The 17,034-nt window shown below is 42.3% G+C and carries 12 protein-coding genes and 1 pseudogene; 12 read left to right on the top strand and 1 reads right to left on the bottom strand.

Translation table 11 applies throughout. The features are described from left to right. Nucleotides 1-101 precede the first annotated feature (101 nt). Nucleotides 102-2,474 (top strand): ABC transporter permease, encoded by a 2,373-nt coding sequence (locus AC6I2O_RS06960; RefSeq protein WP_497742204.1) that lies wholly within the window; start codon nucleotides 102-104, stop codon nucleotides 2,472-2,474. 92 nt (nucleotides 2,475-2,566) lie between these two features. Next, nucleotides 2,567-3,313 (top strand): ABC transporter ATP-binding protein, encoded by a 747-nt coding sequence (locus AC6I2O_RS06955; protein WP_497742203.1) that lies wholly within the window; start codon nucleotides 2,567-2,569, stop codon nucleotides 3,311-3,313. Between the two features lie 55 nt (nucleotides 3,314-3,368). Here the strand turns inward: AC6I2O_RS06955 and AC6I2O_RS06950 are convergent, their stop codons facing one another. Further along, nucleotides 3,369-4,133, bottom strand: a complete 765-nt coding sequence (locus tag AC6I2O_RS06950; protein WP_497742202.1) for a DUF6062 family protein — start codon at nucleotides 4,131-4,133, stop codon at nucleotides 3,369-3,371. A gap of 242 nt (nucleotides 4,134-4,375) precedes the next feature. On the opposite strand from AC6I2O_RS06950, the gene AC6I2O_RS06945 reads away from it, so the two are divergent. From AC6I2O_RS06945 to AC6I2O_RS06900, 10 genes and pseudogenes are all read left to right on the top strand, one after another. After that, complete coding sequence (locus AC6I2O_RS06945; RefSeq protein ID WP_497742201.1) at nucleotides 4,376-4,831, top strand: 2-thiouracil desulfurase family protein; 456 nt, start codon at nucleotides 4,376-4,378, stop codon at nucleotides 4,829-4,831. Nucleotides 4,832-4,917: 86 nt separating this feature from the next. Then, a complete protein-coding gene (locus AC6I2O_RS06940; protein WP_497742200.1) occupies nucleotides 4,918-5,052 on the top strand; it encodes a hypothetical protein in 135 nt (44 codons plus the stop codon). Then, nucleotides 5,033-6,337 (top strand): MFS transporter, encoded by a 1,305-nt coding sequence (locus AC6I2O_RS06935; protein WP_497742199.1) that lies wholly within the window; start codon nucleotides 5,033-5,035, stop codon nucleotides 6,335-6,337. The genes AC6I2O_RS06940 and AC6I2O_RS06935 overlap by 20 nt, the downstream gene beginning before the upstream one ends. A gap of 68 nt (nucleotides 6,338-6,405) precedes the next feature. Beyond that, nucleotides 6,406-6,789 carry a VOC family protein gene (locus tag AC6I2O_RS06930; protein WP_497742198.1) on the top strand — a complete coding sequence of 128 codons (384 nt, stop codon included), beginning with the start codon at nucleotides 6,406-6,408 and terminating at the stop codon, nucleotides 6,787-6,789. Between the two features lie 410 nt (nucleotides 6,790-7,199). Then, nucleotides 7,200-7,619 (top strand): C-GCAxxG-C-C family (seleno)protein, encoded by a 420-nt coding sequence (locus AC6I2O_RS06925; protein WP_497742197.1) that lies wholly within the window; start codon nucleotides 7,200-7,202, stop codon nucleotides 7,617-7,619. Between the two features lie 144 nt (nucleotides 7,620-7,763). Beyond that, the gene (locus AC6I2O_RS06920; RefSeq protein ID WP_497742196.1) at nucleotides 7,764-9,485 is read left to right on the top strand and encodes a class I SAM-dependent DNA methyltransferase; all 1,722 of its coding nucleotides are present in this window, start codon (nucleotides 7,764-7,766) and stop codon (nucleotides 9,483-9,485) included. Then, nucleotides 9,482-10,639: a restriction endonuclease subunit S gene (locus AC6I2O_RS06915; RefSeq protein WP_497742195.1), complete on the top strand. Its 1,158-nt coding sequence runs from the start codon at nucleotides 9,482-9,484 to the stop codon at nucleotides 10,637-10,639. The genes AC6I2O_RS06920 and AC6I2O_RS06915 overlap by 4 nt, the downstream gene beginning before the upstream one ends. Before the next feature lie 3 nt (nucleotides 10,640-10,642). After that, the gene (locus tag AC6I2O_RS06910) at nucleotides 10,643-12,010 is read left to right on the top strand and encodes a KAP family P-loop NTPase fold protein (protein ID WP_497742194.1); all 1,368 of its coding nucleotides are present in this window, start codon (nucleotides 10,643-10,645) and stop codon (nucleotides 12,008-12,010) included. A 16-nt stretch (nucleotides 12,011-12,026) separates the two neighbouring features. Beyond that, nucleotides 12,027-15,167 carry a type I restriction endonuclease subunit R gene (locus AC6I2O_RS06905; protein ID WP_497742193.1) on the top strand — a complete coding sequence of 1,047 codons (3,141 nt, stop codon included), beginning with the start codon at nucleotides 12,027-12,029 and terminating at the stop codon, nucleotides 15,165-15,167. Nucleotides 15,168-15,518: 351 nt separating this feature from the next. Beyond that, nucleotides 15,519-16,733, top strand: a pseudogene (locus AC6I2O_RS06900) (IS256 family transposase). Nucleotides 16,734-17,034: the final 301 nt, after the last annotated feature.

The following is a 17,034-nucleotide window of genomic DNA, read 5'->3' as shown; positions in this document are numbered from 1 at the left end:
GGCTGAATGCGGATCTCCCGGCAAGAAAAGCCCAGAAAGAAAACAGTACGGGCTGAGGCCGGAACGAAAGTAGTGAGAATAAAATTTGGGAGGAAAGCCTTGTGACTGGAATTTTGAAATATGGTGTACGTAAGACTCTGGTATGGAATGACATCAGACGCAGCAGGATGTTGGCTGTTGCGACAATGATTTTTATGGCTGTATCGGCTATGTTTATGGCGCTCACAGTACTGTTGGGGATTAGTTTGCTGCATTCGATCAATACGCTGATGGAACAGGCTCGTACTCCCGATTTTTTGCAGATGCATACGGGAGACTTGGATGAAAAATCGCTTCAGGAATTTGCCGATGACCATGCGCAGATCCGGAACTGGCAGGTGAGCAGGCTATTAAATTTGGAGAATGCAGCAATCATGCTGGGAAACTACAGTCTTGCGGACAACACGCAGGACAACGGATTGTGTGTGCAGGGGCAGAACTTTGATTATCTGCTGGATCTAGAAGGCATGATGCCGGAGGTGCGGCCGGGGGAAGTGTATGTGCCGGTTTGTTACCGTGCTATGTACCAGCTCAAAAAAGGAGATCTTATGCAGGCAGGAAGCCGGGAGTTTATGATTGCCGGTTTTATTCGGGATGCGCAGATGAATTCGATGATGGCGTCTTCTAAACGCTTTCTGATTCATCCTAAGGATTATGAAACGGTGCGGGAACAGGGACAAGAAGAATATTTGATTGAATTTCTGCTGGAAGAAGGAACGAAAAGCAGCGAGTTTGGTACTGCCTATACAGAGAGCGGGCTTCCGGCAAACGGTCCGATGATTACAAAACCGCTTATTCGTATGATGAATGCACTGTCTGACGGGACGATGATTGCGGTGATTTTTCTGGTGAGCATGGTAATATTGCTGATTTCTTTGCTGTGTATTCAGTTTATTCTGAGATTACAATTGGAAAAAGAAAGACAGGAAACAGGGATGCTAAGAGCACTTGGATTCAGGAAAAAACGAATCAGACAGCTGTATTTTACCAAATATATTCTGTTGTCTGTGTGCGGGGCAACAACGGGCTTTTTGCTGGCTTGTCTGCTTTGCGGGCCACTGACAAGGCAGATGCAGGAGTTGTATGGCGCACCGCGGTTCAGCTGGAAGTTGGGTATCCTTTCATTTCTGGCAGCATTTGCGGTGGAGACAATTCTTTTGCTTTCGGTTTTACATACCCTGAAAAAGTCAGAGGGACTTACGATACTGGAAGCTCTGTTTCCAGGACAGGTACAGAAGAAAAGAGATACCCGGAGGCAGTATTTGCTGATTAGTTTTGTGACAACTGCGTGTATGTTTTTGGTCTTCGTTCCGAAAAACCTCCACAGTACACTTTCTTCCTCTGAATTTGTGACACATATGGGAATCGGGAATGCGGAGATTCGCATGGATGTCAGAGAAAACCAAGATTGGGATACCGAGGCCGACCAAAATGGAGAAATGACTGAGCTGGATGAGACGACGGTTCCCCGGATTGCTGCGGCGCTTGCAGCTGATCCGAAAGTGGAGCGTTATGTGGTTCTTCAGACAAAAACAGGTCGGGTTGAGCTTCCTAATGGAACTCTCTGTGACCTGAAGGTTGAGACAGGGGATCATACGGTATTTCCGGTCAGTTATCAGGCGGGCAGACCGCCGGAACTGGAAACGGAGCTGGCGGTATCTGTTTTGTATGCGGAAGAGTTTGACGTAACAATAGGAGATACACTTACGCTGCAAAACGAGGACAGAGCGTTTGCCTGTACAGTGTGCGGGATTTATTCGGACATTACAAATGGTGGAAAGACAGCAAAGGGAGCCTTTGGCCTGTGGGAGGAAAGGCCTGCGGCGTGGAGCGTTTTGTATGTTACATTGAAAGAAGATGGACAGAAAGAAAATGTGTACAAAGCAGAAGCATTGGAAGGCAATACGCGAAAAGCGGCCACGTCAGAACGAAAGCAGTGGATGCAGGCTTATCAGCGGCTTGGCGCAGAGGTAACAGAGGTGGAAACTTATGTGCAGGAAACGTATGGTCAGACATTGAAAGAAATCCGTCTGGCGGCAGATGTTGCGGGCAGTACAGCAATCTTTATTATTTTTGTGGTTGCTGCGCTCTTTATGCGCCTGCTGGTAGAACAAAACCGCTATGATATTTCTTTACAGAAAGCACTTGGTTTTTCGACAGGGAGTATACGCAGGGTATATATGAAAAAAGGCATTTTGTTTGTTGCAATGGGAATAGCGGCAGGTATTGTAACCGGAAATTTGCTGGGAGAGAAGTTGTGCGGGAGGGTGTTACAGTCGTTTGGAGCAGGAAATTTTCGGTTTGTAGTCCAGTGGGAACAGGCATTGCTGTTTTATCCGTCCGTAGTTCTCCTGACAGCAGGTATTGCTGTATGGATAGGGATCGCTGAAATTGAAAGAGTTCGGGCATTCGAATGCTGTATAGGGAAAACATAGTGGCTTGATAGGGATTTGGGGCGCTGTATGGGAAAAGAATAGCGGCATCATACAGGAGATACGTATATTATATTGGGAAAGGAATCAGGATTATGGAAGATTTGTTGCGTGTAGAGGCATTGTGCAGGGAGCCAATTTTGGATCGTGTTTCTTTTACGATGAACTCTGGTGAAATGGTAGCGATTATGGGACCGTCTGGCTCTGGGAAATCTACACTTTTATATCAGGTGGCCGGTATGGATCAGCCGACGAGTGGGAGGGTGTATCTGGCGGGACAGGAGATTACTGGGATTTCTGAGGAGAAGCGGGCAGAGATCAGGCTGCACAGGATGGGATTTGTATTCCAGCAGATGAATATGATTGGAAAGCTGAATATTCTGGACAATATTTTGTTGCCTGCTGCGGAGGCAAATCGCGTTTTACATAACAGGTCAAAATTGGAACTGCGAAAAGAAGCGGAAAGCTTGATGCAGAAGCTTTCTGTCTTAGAATTGAAGGAGCGCAGTATTACAGAGGTTTCAGGTGGGCAGCTACAGCGGGCGTGTATTTGCAGAAGCATGATCAACCGGCCGGAAATTTTGCTTGCAGATGAGCCGACGGGAGCACTGAACAAAAGCGCTACCGCAGAGGTCATGGACACGTTTGTTAAGCTGAATCAGGAGGGAACGACGATTCTGCTGGTTACGCATGACAGTAAGGTTGCCGGCAGATGCGGCCGTATCCTGTATCTGCTGGATGGTCGCATTTGTGGGGAACTGCTGCTGCAAAGGCCCGGAGCCGGAACACAGAAGCGCAGAGAGGAGACTGTGAACCAGTGGCTTGAAATGATGGGATGGTAATGAGGGACAGTCAGATTGTGATACGAGCTGGACAAAGCACAGGCGGTCCGGTATTTTATTTCGCCTTGTGCGGCGGATCGGCCGGATATCCGCCGCGCAATTTCTGCATGCCGCGCTGCAGCGCGTCCCTCGAGTTTCTCCAGTCCGCGTCGCGGTTGCGGTAATCGAATTTATCAGCCAGCCATGTAAGTTCTTCTTCAATTCTTGCAAAATTCTGTTCCATCAGTGAAAACATGGCAGGATAAAATTCTGCTTTTTCTGTATCTTTTAAATAACGGTCGGCGCTGTCACAGAGTATGCCGAAATGATGCAGGCAGAAGCCCTGGCCGTTTTTGATCTTGGTACGAAACTTTTCGTCGTTTCGGTAGAGGTAAAAAAAGGTATCGAGATAGCGGTCAAACGTTTCCTGGATGCCCTGACAGATATAGCAGGAACAGTCGCGTTTCCGGGTCCATTTGGAGACTGCGTTCTGCTCCTGGGTATCCTGCGTACGACGAATCCGCCCAAACAGTGAAGTCTTGCCAGGGGTAAAATCCCGGAAGGTTTCTTTCATTTCTTTTTGAATTTTCCTGTAATGTGTTTTTAAAATAAGAGCGTTACCCAGCGTATTGCCGTAGTCAAACATTTTTTTCATGTGTTCCCGGCAGAACCCGGCCTCGTCCGTCTGCTGGCGAATCTCGCTTTCCATATAGGAGGAACTGCTGCCAAGGACGAAATCAAGCATATCCCGCTCAAGCTTTCGTTCAATGAAACAGAGCGGACATTCGTCATGCTCTGCGACAGCATCATTCAGGGGGATGGTATAGAGTTTTTCTTTCATGTCTGGGGGCCTCCATTTTTTGATTTTCTGAGGTTCATTTTATCAGATTTCGTGGTTTCTGTACAGAAAAAGGCAAGTTTCCCGTTTCTGTATGTGCCGTGGCACAATTTCCTTGTCATGAAAATCCGGAAGCGTTATACTGGATGCAGAAAAAAGCAACTGCAAACGTATTGAAATCAGGAGGCCCCTGAAAAAGCGTCTCATGATTGCAAAGGAGATGATGCAACAGGAGATGAAAGTTTATGTGCAATGTGCTGGTCAGTGCATGTCTGTTGGGTGTGAATTGCAGATACAATGGAATACCGAAGAAAAATGAGGACATTGCCCGCCTGATCGATACGGAGGGGATTCATCTGGTTCCGGTCTGTCCGGAACAGCTGGGCGGTATGGCGACACCGAGATGCCCGGCAGAGCGAAGAGGGCAGCTGATCATCAATGCCGCAGGAGAGGATGTGACAGCACATTATCTTCGTGGAGCAAGGGAAACATTGCGGATTGCTCAGCTGTATCATTGCAGTGTGGCGCTGCTCAAGGAGCGCAGTCCTTCCTGCGGCAGCAGGCAGATTTATGATGGTTCCTTTTCGGGAACACTGACTGAGGGAGCTGGTGTGACAGCCGCGTTGCTTCGGGAAAACGGGATAGCGGTGTTCGGAGAGAGCGAGGCGGAGCAGGCAGTGGAGCGTATTGGAGCAAAATAATGAAGATAAGAGGAACAGGATGAGGAGGGGAAATCGGCATGATTTTAGAGATTGGTACAGCTCCATGCAGAGTTTGAGGAGACTGCATGGAGGATGATTTGAGACAGATTTGTCTGAAATCGCTACCCCTGATAGCAGGGGCATCCTCAGACTTTGCTTTTTATGAGAAGAAATGGAAAAATCATAAAGGAGCAAAGATAAATGAACAAAAAAATAAATAACACATACAAAGAACTGAAAACTTTTCTGATTCTGTGGAGCACACAGTCATTTTCTCAGCTGGGAAGCAGTATGACTGCTTTTGCGCTTACTTTATGGCTGTATGAAAAGACAGGGTCCGCGCTGCAAACAGCGCTTTTGTCAATCTGTTCGTATGCGCCGTATGTTATCATGAGTATATTCGCAGGAGCACTCAGTGACAGATGGAACAAGAAAAGAACGATGCTGGCCTGTGATACGGCGGCAGCCTTGTGTACGGTGCTGATTTTTACGCTGCTGAGAGGCAATCTGCTGATGCCGTGGCACCTGTATCTTTTGAATGGTGTGAATGGTCTGATGAATACGGTACAGCAGCCGGCAAGTGATGTGGCGATGACCTTGATTATTCCGAAAAAACATTACCAGAGAACAAGCGGTCTGCGATCGTTTTCGCAGTCTGTGATTACGATTCTGAATCCGGTACTTGCGACGGCGCTGTTTACGCTTCTCGGAATGAATGCTGTCATAGCAGTGGATCTTGGTTCTTTTGTAATTGCTTTTCTGGCGCTGCTGTTTATGATTGATGTTCCGCAGACAAACGGGAGCAGGACAGAAAAGAGAGAGTCGCTGTTTGCAGCAGCAGGAAAAGGGCTTGCATTTTTAAGAGAAAACGGTCTGATTCTCGTCCTCATTTTATTTCTGGCAGGCGTCAATCTGGTTGCTTCGGCATTTGATGCGGTACTACCGGCGTACGTTCTGTCTGTGCCAGTAGGCGGGGAGATGGTGCTTGGTCTGGTGACATCTGCGGCAGGTATCGCAACGCTGATTGGCAGCGTAGTGGTTACAGGAATGAAACGGCCGAAAAATCGTATTCGGATTATTTACATTACGATGCTCATTTCACTCAGCTTTGAAAATTTTCTGCTGGCATTTACAAGAGTTCCGGCTTTGTGGTGCCTGGGGCAGCTGATGGGCTGGCTGCCAGTTCCGATTATGAATGCAAATATGGATGTGATTCTTCGGACAACGATTCCTGTGGAATTACAGGGAAGAGTTTATTCGTGCAGAAATACACTTCAGTTCTTTACAATACCGGTCGGATTTTTCCTGGGGGGTTATCTGGTGGACAAAGTCTGCGAACCTCTGATGGAAAAAGCAGTTCCGGGAGGCATACTGAACCGGCTGTTTGGAGCCGGAAAAGGCTCAGGAGCAGCAATGGTACTGTTTCTTCTTGGGATTTTGGGTGTCGTGATCTGCCTGGTGTTCGGACGGATTTTGAAGAAGTACCGGTATGAGGAAACGTTATAAAAAAGCAGAAATAAAAGCAAATGTAGAAACACAGAAAAGTGCCGCATTTATTTTTGGAGGAAAGTGCCATGAGAATAGAACATGTTGCTTTATATGTGAAGGATCTGGAAAGAACAAAGGATTTTTTTATAAAATATTTTGAAGCACAGGCAAACGGGGGGTATCACAACCGGAAAACTGATTTTCGTTCTTACTTTTTAACCTTTGCAGATGGCGCAAGACTGGAACTTATGAACAGGCCGGATGCAGCGGAGAACAAAAAGGAACCTGCTCAGATGGGATATATCCATGTAGCATTCAGTGTGGGAAGCAAAGAGCGGGTGGATGAACTGACCGGCAGGCTTAAAACAGACGGGTACGAGGTAATCAGCGGACCGCGGACGACCGGGGACGGGTATTATGAAAGCTGTGTTCTGGATTTGGAAGGAAATCAGATTGAGATTACTGTGTGAAATTTGATGGTAGAATTTTTTGGTACATACATGTTTTCCATCATAAAACTAAACTAAACGGAGAACGAAATTTATGCTACCATGATAGTGTAAGTCTGACGCTTCTTTTTTGAATGGAGAGATTTCGATGAGTGAGAAAAGACGAGATAACCGTAATCTTACCAATATTGCAGACAAAAACATAAGAAGATTTGAAAAAATATTTTGAAAATAGATAGAAGCTCAAATCGTATTAAAATGACAAAAAACTGTAATATCAAGCATTTGAGAAGAAATAAAGGATCTATCAGGAGATATAAGATTATGATAATTTTGATGATTTAGAAAAATTGATTGAGTTTATAAAAAGCGGCGTATGATAATTTGTATTTGCCTGACTGGAAAATTGGGCATCAAGGAGATGGCATACTATGCAGGAATATATAAAGAACAGGGTACATGAATTGTACTGGAATGATGATATCAACTGTGCAAGGACAGCAATTATTTGTCTGAGTGAATTATTTGAAACCATGATTGAACCACAGGTAATTTGGTCTGCGGTTGGATTGCATGGTGCAGGCGGGTATAGGGCGCAATGTGGTTTAGTCGAAGGAGCGCTTATGTTTATAGGAATTTATCTTCATGCACTGGGAAAAACAGAAACTGAAATTGTATCTGTCTGTTGTGATTTTGCGTCTGCTTTTGACAGTACATTTGGCTCATTAAGATGTTTTGAATTACGCCCTACAGGTTTTTCGGAAAACGACCCTCCCCATATGTGTGAAAATCTGACTTGTAAGGGTATTGAATTTTCATACCAGTATATTTTAAAAATCACTAAGAAGTAAACATGAGGAAAAACCAATGATTAATATTCGCAAATTAGAAGCAGAATTATGGGAATCAGCTGATCTGCTTCGCGCAGGTTCAAAGCTAACATCCAATCAGTACTTGGCTTAATTTTTCTGCGTTATGCATATAGCCGATTTAAAATGGTAGAAGCGGAAATTCTCAAAAATCGTCCGTCTCGTGGTGGCAGAGTAATGCCGGTAGAAGCAAGTGACTTTGCAGCTAAAAGTGCACTGTTTCTTCCAAAAGAAGCACAGTACGATTATTTATTAAATCTTCCGGACGATATTGCATCTGCTGGATTAGTGAACCGAGACGGACAGACAATGACCAGCCTTGGTGAAGTAGTTAATAACGCAATGGCACTGATAGAAGAACAAAGCGATCAGCTTACAGGTGTATTGCCTAAAAGTTATACTGATTTTTCGGACGAGCTTTTATCAGAGCTTCTTCGTATTTTTAATAACAGTGCTCTTGATGAAGTTGGCGGAGATATTATTGGGCGTATCTATGAATACTTTCTCAATAAATTTGCTAAAAATATTGCATCTGATGATGGTGTCTTCTTTACACCAAAATCTTTGGTAAAAATGATTGTAAATATTATCGAACCCCAAAGTGGTATTTTGCTTGATCCTGCTTGTGGTTCAGGTGGTATGTTCATTCAGTCTGGTGACTTTGTAAATCAGTCTGGTATGAATGCAAATAGTGCAATGACATTTTATGGACAGGAAAAGGTGGAATATAATGCGCAGCTGTGCTTGATGAATATGGCTGTTCACGGTCTTACGGGTGTTATTAAATCGGGAGATGAAGCGAACAGTTTCTATCACGATGCTCACAACCTTGACGGCTGCTGTGACTATGTAATGGCAAATCCGCCCTTTAATGTGGACAAAGTGAAAGCAGAGTCTTGTGAAAGTGCAAAACGTCTGCCCTTTGGTATGCCAAGTATTAATAAAAACAAAGAAGTTGGAAACGGAAACTATTTGTGGATTTCATACTTCTACAGTTATTTGAACGAAAAAGGCCGTGCCGGTTTTGTCATGGCTTCATCTGCAACAGACAGTCAAGGCAAAGACAAAGATATTCGTCAGAAATTAGTAGAAACAGGCCATGTAGATGTAATGATCAGTGTGAGTAACAACTTCTTCTATACAAAATCTCTGCCTTGTTCTCTGTGGTTCTTTGATAAAAATAAAAACGATGCAATCAAGGATAAAGTTTTGTTTATTGATGCCAGAAACTATTACACAGTCGTTGACCGTACATTGAATGAATGGTCAGAATGGCAGCTTAAAAATTTAAATGCCATTGTATGGCTCTATCGTGGTGAAACAGAAAAATACACAGCATTACTGGATGAATATAGAACGATATTAGGAAGTGATGATTTTGAAGATATTCTTCATCAGTTGAAAGATGAGTTGAAAGACTTGCAGAAGCGCTCAAAAATTGAAGTGGAACACGCAGGGCGAGGCGACAAAAAACGTATTCAGGCTGAATACGACGAAATGATTGCCAGTAAGAATGAAGAAGTCACTGTGGCAAAGGAAGCAAACTGGCTGTATGAAAAATTTGGCGACGGTGAATATAAAGATATTCTCGGTCTTTGTAAAACAGCTTATACAACAGATGTCGCTAAAGATAATGACAAAGCTGAAAATGAAAACAAAATCAGCATTGAAGAAAAAGGCTGGACTCTGACATCGGGAGCCTATGTTGGCGTTGCGCCTGTAGAAGATGATGGCGTGGATTTTGAAGAACGTATGGCTGAAATTCATCTTGAGCTTTTATCTCTGCAGGCAGAATCCAATGAGTTGATGGAAACTATCTCTAAGAATATGAAGGAGATGGGGTTATGAGTTGGAAGAAGGTAAAATTAGGTAATGTCGCAGAATTTAGTAATGGAATAAATTTTGGTAAAGAGGCTTATGCAAAAGGGATAAAACTTATAAGCGTTTCTAATTTTGGAAACAGATTTTCTCCTGAATATGATTCACTTGAAGAAATTAAAGACGATGTAGTTAGAGAAAGTGATTTATTGCATAATGGAGACATTATATTTGTTCGTTCTAATGGGAATAAAGAGTTGGTTGGTCGATGCATGCTTATAAAAGATCATCCAGAGAAAGTTACATACTCAGGCTTTTGCATAAGAGCGCGATTGAAGGATACTACAAAAAATAATCCAGTTTTTTGGACGTACCATTTTAAAAATCAAGCATTTCGTAAAGCAATGTCAGGTACTGCTATAGGTGCCAATATTCAAAATCTTAGCCAAAGTAGATTATCTGCCTATGAGGCAATGGTCCCTAATATTGATAGTCAAAGGAGAATAGCAGAAATTTTGTCAACGTATGACAATTTAATTGAAAATAATCAAAAGCAAATCAAATTTCTCGAAGAAGCCGCACAGCGTCTTTATAAAGAATGGTTTGTAGATTTGCGTTTTCCGGGATATGAAGATGTGAAAATAGTTGATGGTGTGCCGGAGGGGTGGAAGAAAGAATTTATTGGTGATTTGATTAGAAAAGTTGTCCGTTCAAAACAAGTAAAAACAGCAGAGTACTTGCAGGAAGGTGCAATCCCAATCATTGACCAAAGTCGTGATTTTATTGCAGGATATACAAATGATCCTGAGGCTGTAGTTGACATGAGATGTCCGATAATTGTGTTTGGTGATCATACTCGTATTTTGAAATATATACAGTTCCCTTTCGCAAAAGGAGCTGATGGAACTCAATTGATTATTAGTAATAATGAGAATATGCCACAGTCATTATTGTATTATAGTCTGGTAGCTGTTGATCTTTCAAATTATCATTATGCCCGACACTTCAAATATTTGAAAGCGGAAAACATATTAGTTCCTACAAAAAAAATAGCGGAAAAGTTTGATCGATATGTGTCAGCAATATTGATTCAAATACAGAAATTGAGGGATATATCAGATAAGTCAGCAGAAGCCCGTGACCGCTTACTACCAAAACTGATGAGCGGAGAAATTGAGGTATAAGCAATGAATAAGATTGATATTCTAAATCGAGATAAATTTGTGGATGATCTTTTACGAGTAATGGAAAACATTTCTGATAATAAAGCGTCTACTTGTTTTGCGTTAAATGGCGCATGGGGAAGCGGCAAAAGTTTTGTATTGGATATGTTTGAAGAAAAATTGGGGCAAATTCAATCCGAAGAGACTTCTACAGATAAATATTTTATTATTCGATATAACAGTTGGCAATATGATTATTACGAAGAACCACTTGTTGCAATTGTGGCAACAATGATTTCTACAATTGAGGAAAAAACAAAATTGTTTCCGGATTGTAAAGAAAAACGAGAAATACTTGGAATGTTGAAAGCGGCGGGCGTTTCGTTACTTTCCCTTGGGAATGCAGTTGTAAAAGAAAAAACAGGAATGGACTTTCAGAAAGCATATGAAACTGTTTTAAAAGGTAAAAAAGACGGTGCAGAGGCTTATGAAAAAATACATGAGTATGATGTTTATTTTGGTTTCAATAAGGTAATGGATGAATTAATTGCAATTTTGCAAGAGTTGGCAGAAAAGTATACAGTTGCAATTATTGTGGATGAACTTGATAGATGCTTACCTGAATATGCTATAAAAATATTGGAAAGGCTCCATCATCTAACAGAAAATAATAACAACACAATAATGATTATTGCAGTTGATAAAAAACAATTAATGTCCAGCGTAAAGCAAATTTTTGGTTTTGAAAGCCCAGAAAAGTATCTTGAAAAATTTTTTAATTTTGAAATAAAACTTGATTATGGAATGCCTTCAGAAAAAATAGTCGAGAAATATGCTGCATACATAGATTTGTTTGATAAGGAAATTTTCCCATTTGATGATTCGTTAGAGGAATGCTTGCAAAATATTTTTAAAGATATAGATATACGAACACAGGAACAGATTATCAAAAAGGTGATGTTAACTCACAAGCTACTGTACACAGATAAGAAAGACCATTCTTTTATGTGCATGGAATTGATACTTGCAGTTATGCTGTTTATATATAATGAAGATGCAAAATTTCTTGAAAAAACAGTAGATATGGATAATTTGGAAAGTGTATTTACATCATCTAAAGGAAAAAACAAACCGGTGTTTTCGACTTTTTTCAAGGAAAAATTTGAGCAGATATCTTTTAAGAGTAGACATACTTTTGAAGATGAGCCCCGTAGTTATGTTTTGCCGGGTAAAGGTAGTTTATATGGTGCTATTATTTTTACATGGTATTGGATGCATGGAAAGAATAAAAATACTGTAATTCAGTATACCAAGGGAGATTCATATGAGGTGATTTCTCAAAATTATGAGGAATTGAAAAAATTTGTTGAGACTATAAGCATGATGAGGTAAAAAAGGGGATGGAGATATGAGCTACGATTATTCCGAAAATATACTCGTTCAGGAAAGTGCCGGTAATCTGCTCCGTGATGAACTGGGCTGGGATGTCTGGTTCGCTTACAATACAGAAGTTTTAGGGAAAGACGGCACTTTCGGCAGAGAAAGCTATAAAGAAATATTGTTACTTCGTTATTTCCGTAAAGCACTGAAGACGCTGAATCCGTGGATAAATGAAAGTCAGATTTCCGAAGCGCAGAAAGCATTGGAAAGCAGACTTTCTACAGCATCTCCTTTACAGGTGAATGAAGAAAAATATTTCCTTATTCGTGACGGCATTCCGGTTACGGTAAAGAAGCCTAACGGACAGACAGAAACGAAGAAAGCGGCTGTAATTGACTTCCAAAATCCGGATAACAACTATTTCCTTGCTGTGAAAGAATTGAAAATTCATGGTGCTTTATATGGACGCAGAACAGATATTGTGGGTTTTGTGAATGGCATTCCATTGCTTTTTGTGGAACTGAAAAAGAATACGGTTGATGTACAGAACGCATATGATGATAACTATACGGATTATCAGGATACCATCCCTCATCTGTTCTATTATAATGCGTTTCTTATGTTGTCTAACGGTATGGAGGCAAAGATTGGTACTCTTGGCAGTAAATATGAGTTTTTCCATGAGTGGAAGCGTCTTGCAGAAAAGGAACAGGGGAGTGTAGCGCTTGAAACAATGCTTCGTGGCATTTGCAGGAAAGAGAACTTCCTTGATTTGTTTGAAAACTTTATTCTATATGACCATTCCGGCGGACATACAGCTAAAATTCTTGCCCGTAACCACCAGTATCTCGGTGTAAATGAAGCAATGAAAGCGTATGCCGCAAGGAAACGGAATGATGGGAAACTGGGGGTATTTTGGCATACACAAGGCTCAGGCAAGAGTTATTCTATGGTATTCCTTGCGCAGAAAGTGCGCAGAAAATTTGAAGGTTCTCCAACGTTTGTGATTCTTACTGACCGTGAAGAATTGAATTCTCAGATTAGTGATACGTTTGAAAACTGTGGCTTGCTTGGTAAGACAAAAGCGGCAAAGTTTATTGCCACAAGCGGGGATGATCTTGTGCAGAAACTGAAAGGCAATCCAAGCTTTATCTTTACGCTTATTCAGAAGTTTAACAAACCAAGTGCAGAACCGATCTATCCAGACCACGATATTATCATTATGTCTGATGAAGCTCACCGCAGCCAGTATGGCATCTTTGCAGACCATATGATGAAATTACTGCCTACTGCAGCACGTATCGGATTTACCGGAACGCCGCTTCTGTCCAGTGACAATATTACCGCCCGTACATTTGGCGGCTATGTATCTGTTTATGACTTCAAAAGAGCAGTAGAAGATGGTGCTACGGTTCCTCTGTATTATGAAAATCGTGGCGAAAAGATTGCAGACTTACATAACCCGAAAATTACAGAACAGATTCTGGATGCCATTGAAAATGCGGATCTTGATGTAGACCAGCAGGATAAACTGGAAGCGGAATTTGCGAAAGAGATACATCTGCTGACAGCAGAGCCGAGATTAAAATCGATTGCCCGTGATTTTGTAAATCATTATTCCGATTTGTGGACAAGCGGAAAGGCTATGTTTGTCTGTTTGAATAAGGTTACCTGTGTCCGTATGTACAATTATGTGCAGGAATACTGGAAAGAAGAAACAGGGAAGCTGAAAGCGAAAATAAAATCAGCCACTCAGCAGGAAGCACAGGAACTGGAACGCAGGTTGAAGTGGATGCAGGAAACAGAAATGGCTGTAGTGATCAGCCAGGAGCAGAATGAAATTCAAACTTTTAAAAAGTGGGATTTAGATATTAAATATCATAGAGCAAAGATGGAAAAGCGTGAACTGGATAAGGAATTTAAAGACTCCCAAAATCCACTTCGCGTGGTTTTCGTCTGCGCCATGTGGCTCACCGGATTCGATGTAAAGTGTTTGTCCTGCTTATATCTGGACAAGCCGTTGAAGGCACATACACTGATGCAGGCAATCGCTCGGGCAAATCGTGTCAGCGAAGGCAAGAGCAACGGTTTGATCATTGACTATATAGGTGTTGTAAAGGCGCTCAGAAAAGCATTGGCGGATTATACAGCCAATGTTGGCGGAAATGGTGGGACAGATCCTACCGTAGACAAAGAGAAACTGATAGCTCGTATCATGGAAACGCTCGAAAAAGCGAAAGCATTTTTGCTGGAAAAAGATTTTGATCTGCAGATGCTGATGGATGCCTATGATTTCATGAAGTTGTCTTATCTTCAGGAAGCCGCGAATGCGGTTTGCGGAACGATTGAAGATAAGAAAACTTTTACTACCTATGCGTCAGAGCTGAAGCGACTTATGAAATATATTGACCGTGATGATATTACTGGCTATACTCGCAGGGAATATGAAGCAATAGCAGCTATTTATGCAGAACTGCAGAAAAAGCGTAAGCATGTTAACACAACAGATTTGATGGTGCAGATCAATGCAATTATCAGTTCGTATGTTGAAATTCAGCATGCGCCGATGATGATACGTGAAGAACCACGCCGTTTTGATATCAGCGCTATTGACTTTGATTTGCTTCGCAGAGAGTTTGCAAAGGTTAAGAAAAAGAATCTGGTATTAATGGATTTGAAAGAACTTATCCGGATGAAATTGGATCATATGCTGTTCGCCAATCCGGAGCGTATCAATTATTATGAACGATACCAGCAGATTATTGACGATTACAACAGTGAACAGGACAGGGCAACTATCGAAAAGACCTTCATGGATTTGATGGATCTGGCAAACAGTATGAACCAGGAAGAACAGCGTTATGTTCGTGAAGGTTTTGCCAGTGATGAGGAACTTTCACTCTACGATATGCTGTTCCGAGCGGATTTGAGCAAGAACGATATCAAGAAATTGAAAGAGGTTGCTGCTACATTGCTTCAGAAAATCAAAGCAAAGATTTCGGAATTGGATCATTGGACAGATAAACAGGAAACAAAAGCGGCCGTAGATAATCTGATACGAGATACTCTTTGGGCACAGCTGCCGGAATGTTATGACGAAGTAAGTATTTCGGTGTACCGCCAACAGATTTATGAGTATGTTTATACACGATATAAAGAGGCTGCGTAGAAGGATTTATCAGTAAGAAGTATAATGGACTTATCAATGTGGTAGAAGAATATGATGCCTCACAGGAAAAAATATAGCATATTTTTGCTTTATGAAAGGAGTTTTTATATGATTCGAGTGCTTTTCGTCTGTCACGGCAGTACACCAATTATCACGTCTTAATTGTTGATATTTCTTGTGTTTCTGGGATTCCTAAAACAAATTTACTACTGATTTACTACTTCTAAAAAATTAGATTGATTGGGGACTATCCCAAAGTTTGTGTAAACCTCCAAACTGATGTAAAATAAGATTACTCAGTTTGGAGATTTTATTATGGCAAGAAAAAACGAAAGCCCACAAAAAGCAGCAATGAGGGAAATGATGCGCAGCTATCTCAAAGAGAATGACATCAGCATTAAAAACGGAACGGATGTGAATGCCGTCATGCGCGACATGATGTCCGTGATTTTGGAGGATGTGCTGGATGAAGAGCTGAATGAGGAACTTGGCTACTCAAAGTACGATTACCGGAACAAGGAAACCAGCAACAGCCGTAATGGGCATTCTAAAAAAACATGCATACCAGCTATGGCGACATGGATGTTACTATCCCGCGCGATCGGAACGGCGAGTATGAGCCCCAGCTCATTAAAAAATATCAGAATACCGTGACGCAGGACATGGAGGAAAAGATTCTTTCCATGTATGCAAAAGGCATGACAACCAGCGATATAGAATCCCACATGAAAGAACTTATGACATGGATCTATCCGACAGCACGGTCAACCGGATCACGGACAAGATACTTCCCAGCGTTAGGGAATGCAGGAACGTCCGCTGGAAGAAGTCTATGCGGTCGTATTTATGGATGCCATCCATTACCATGTCCGCAGCGAGGGGCGCATTGTAAAACGTGCTGTCTATATAGCCCTCGGTATTGATATGAACGGGAAAAAGGATGTCCTGGGAATGTATGTTGGCGAAAATGAAAGCGCTAAATTCTGGCTATCCATCATGAATGGCTTGAAAAACCGCGGTGTGGAGGACATCCTAATCGCCTGCGTGGACGGTCTTTCCGGCTTCCCCCAGGCCATAGAAGCTGTATACCCGCAGACGGAGATCCAGCAGTGCATCATCCACCAGATCCGGAACTCTACGAAATTTGTGTCCTATAAGGACATCAAAAAGCTGATGTCAGACTTAAAGCGCGTATACGCTGCCCCGACAGAGGAGGCCGGCCTGAATGAGCTGGAACTGTTCAGGGACAAATGGGACGCCAAATACCCGAAAATCTACAAATCCTGGCACGACAACTGGGCAACCCTGTCCACTTATTTCAAGTATCCGGAAGCGGTCCGGCGGCTGATTTACACGACGAATGCGATCGAAGGGTTCAACCGCCAGCTGCGGAAAGTAACAAAATCCAAAACCGTGTTCCCAACCGACGACAGTCTTTAAAAAATGCTGTACCTGGCAATGATGGATATCACAAAGAAATGGACGGGCCACCGCCAGGACTGGGGCCAGATCCATTCCCAGCTGGAGATTTATTTTGAGGAACGCTTATCTGGCAGGAATCTGTAAAGGAGATCTTTAACGAGCTGCATTGACAGGGATAAAATTCCTTGTATAATACAGACAAGGGCAGAACCAGAAAACCGGCTCTGCCCGCTTACAACTATTCATAAATCTTATGTCAGTTTTTTGGTTTACACAAAACTTGAAACGGTTTCATTGATTGCCCTGTCACGGTGTATTTTTTAGTTTAATATTGCATAGGAGGCTTGATAATAATCACTTTTGCTGTGTCTTTTTGGGCATAATAATCCGCCTTTCGGTGTTTCCGATAGTTGTAATAAGCATTCGGGCAGATGCCAAGCCGCCG

It is taken from the genome of Blautia sp. St.27G3, from assembly GCF_059728505.1.
This window is presented reverse-complemented; position numbering and strand designations above follow the sequence as displayed.

Coding starts and splice junctions, on each gene's coding strand:
- AC6I2O_RS06905 (WP_497742193.1), top strand. CDS start 12,027: ATGAGCTACGATTATTCCGAAAATATACTCGTTCAGGAAAGTGCCGGT.
- AC6I2O_RS06915 (WP_497742195.1), top strand. CDS start 9,482: ATGAGTTGGAAGAAGGTAAAATTAGGTAATGTCGCAGAATTTAGTAAT.
- AC6I2O_RS06925 (WP_497742197.1), top strand. CDS start 7,200: ATGCAGGAATATATAAAGAACAGGGTACATGAATTGTACTGGAATGAT.
- AC6I2O_RS06940 (WP_497742200.1), top strand. CDS start 4,918: ATGGAGGATGATTTGAGACAGATTTGTCTGAAATCGCTACCCCTGATA.
- AC6I2O_RS06945 (WP_497742201.1), top strand. CDS start 4,376: ATGTGCAATGTGCTGGTCAGTGCATGTCTGTTGGGTGTGAATTGCAGA.
- AC6I2O_RS06950 (WP_497742202.1), bottom strand. CDS start 4,133: ATGAAAGAAAAACTCTATACCATCCCCCTGAATGATGCTGTCGCAGAG.
- AC6I2O_RS06935 (WP_497742199.1), top strand. CDS start 5,033: ATGAACAAAAAAATAAATAACACATACAAAGAACTGAAAACTTTTCTG.
- AC6I2O_RS06920 (WP_497742196.1), top strand. CDS start 7,764: ATGGTAGAAGCGGAAATTCTCAAAAATCGTCCGTCTCGTGGTGGCAGA.
- AC6I2O_RS06955 (WP_497742203.1), top strand. CDS start 2,567: ATGGAAGATTTGTTGCGTGTAGAGGCATTGTGCAGGGAGCCAATTTTG.
- AC6I2O_RS06910 (WP_497742194.1), top strand. CDS start 10,643: ATGAATAAGATTGATATTCTAAATCGAGATAAATTTGTGGATGATCTT.
- AC6I2O_RS06930 (WP_497742198.1), top strand. CDS start 6,406: ATGAGAATAGAACATGTTGCTTTATATGTGAAGGATCTGGAAAGAACA.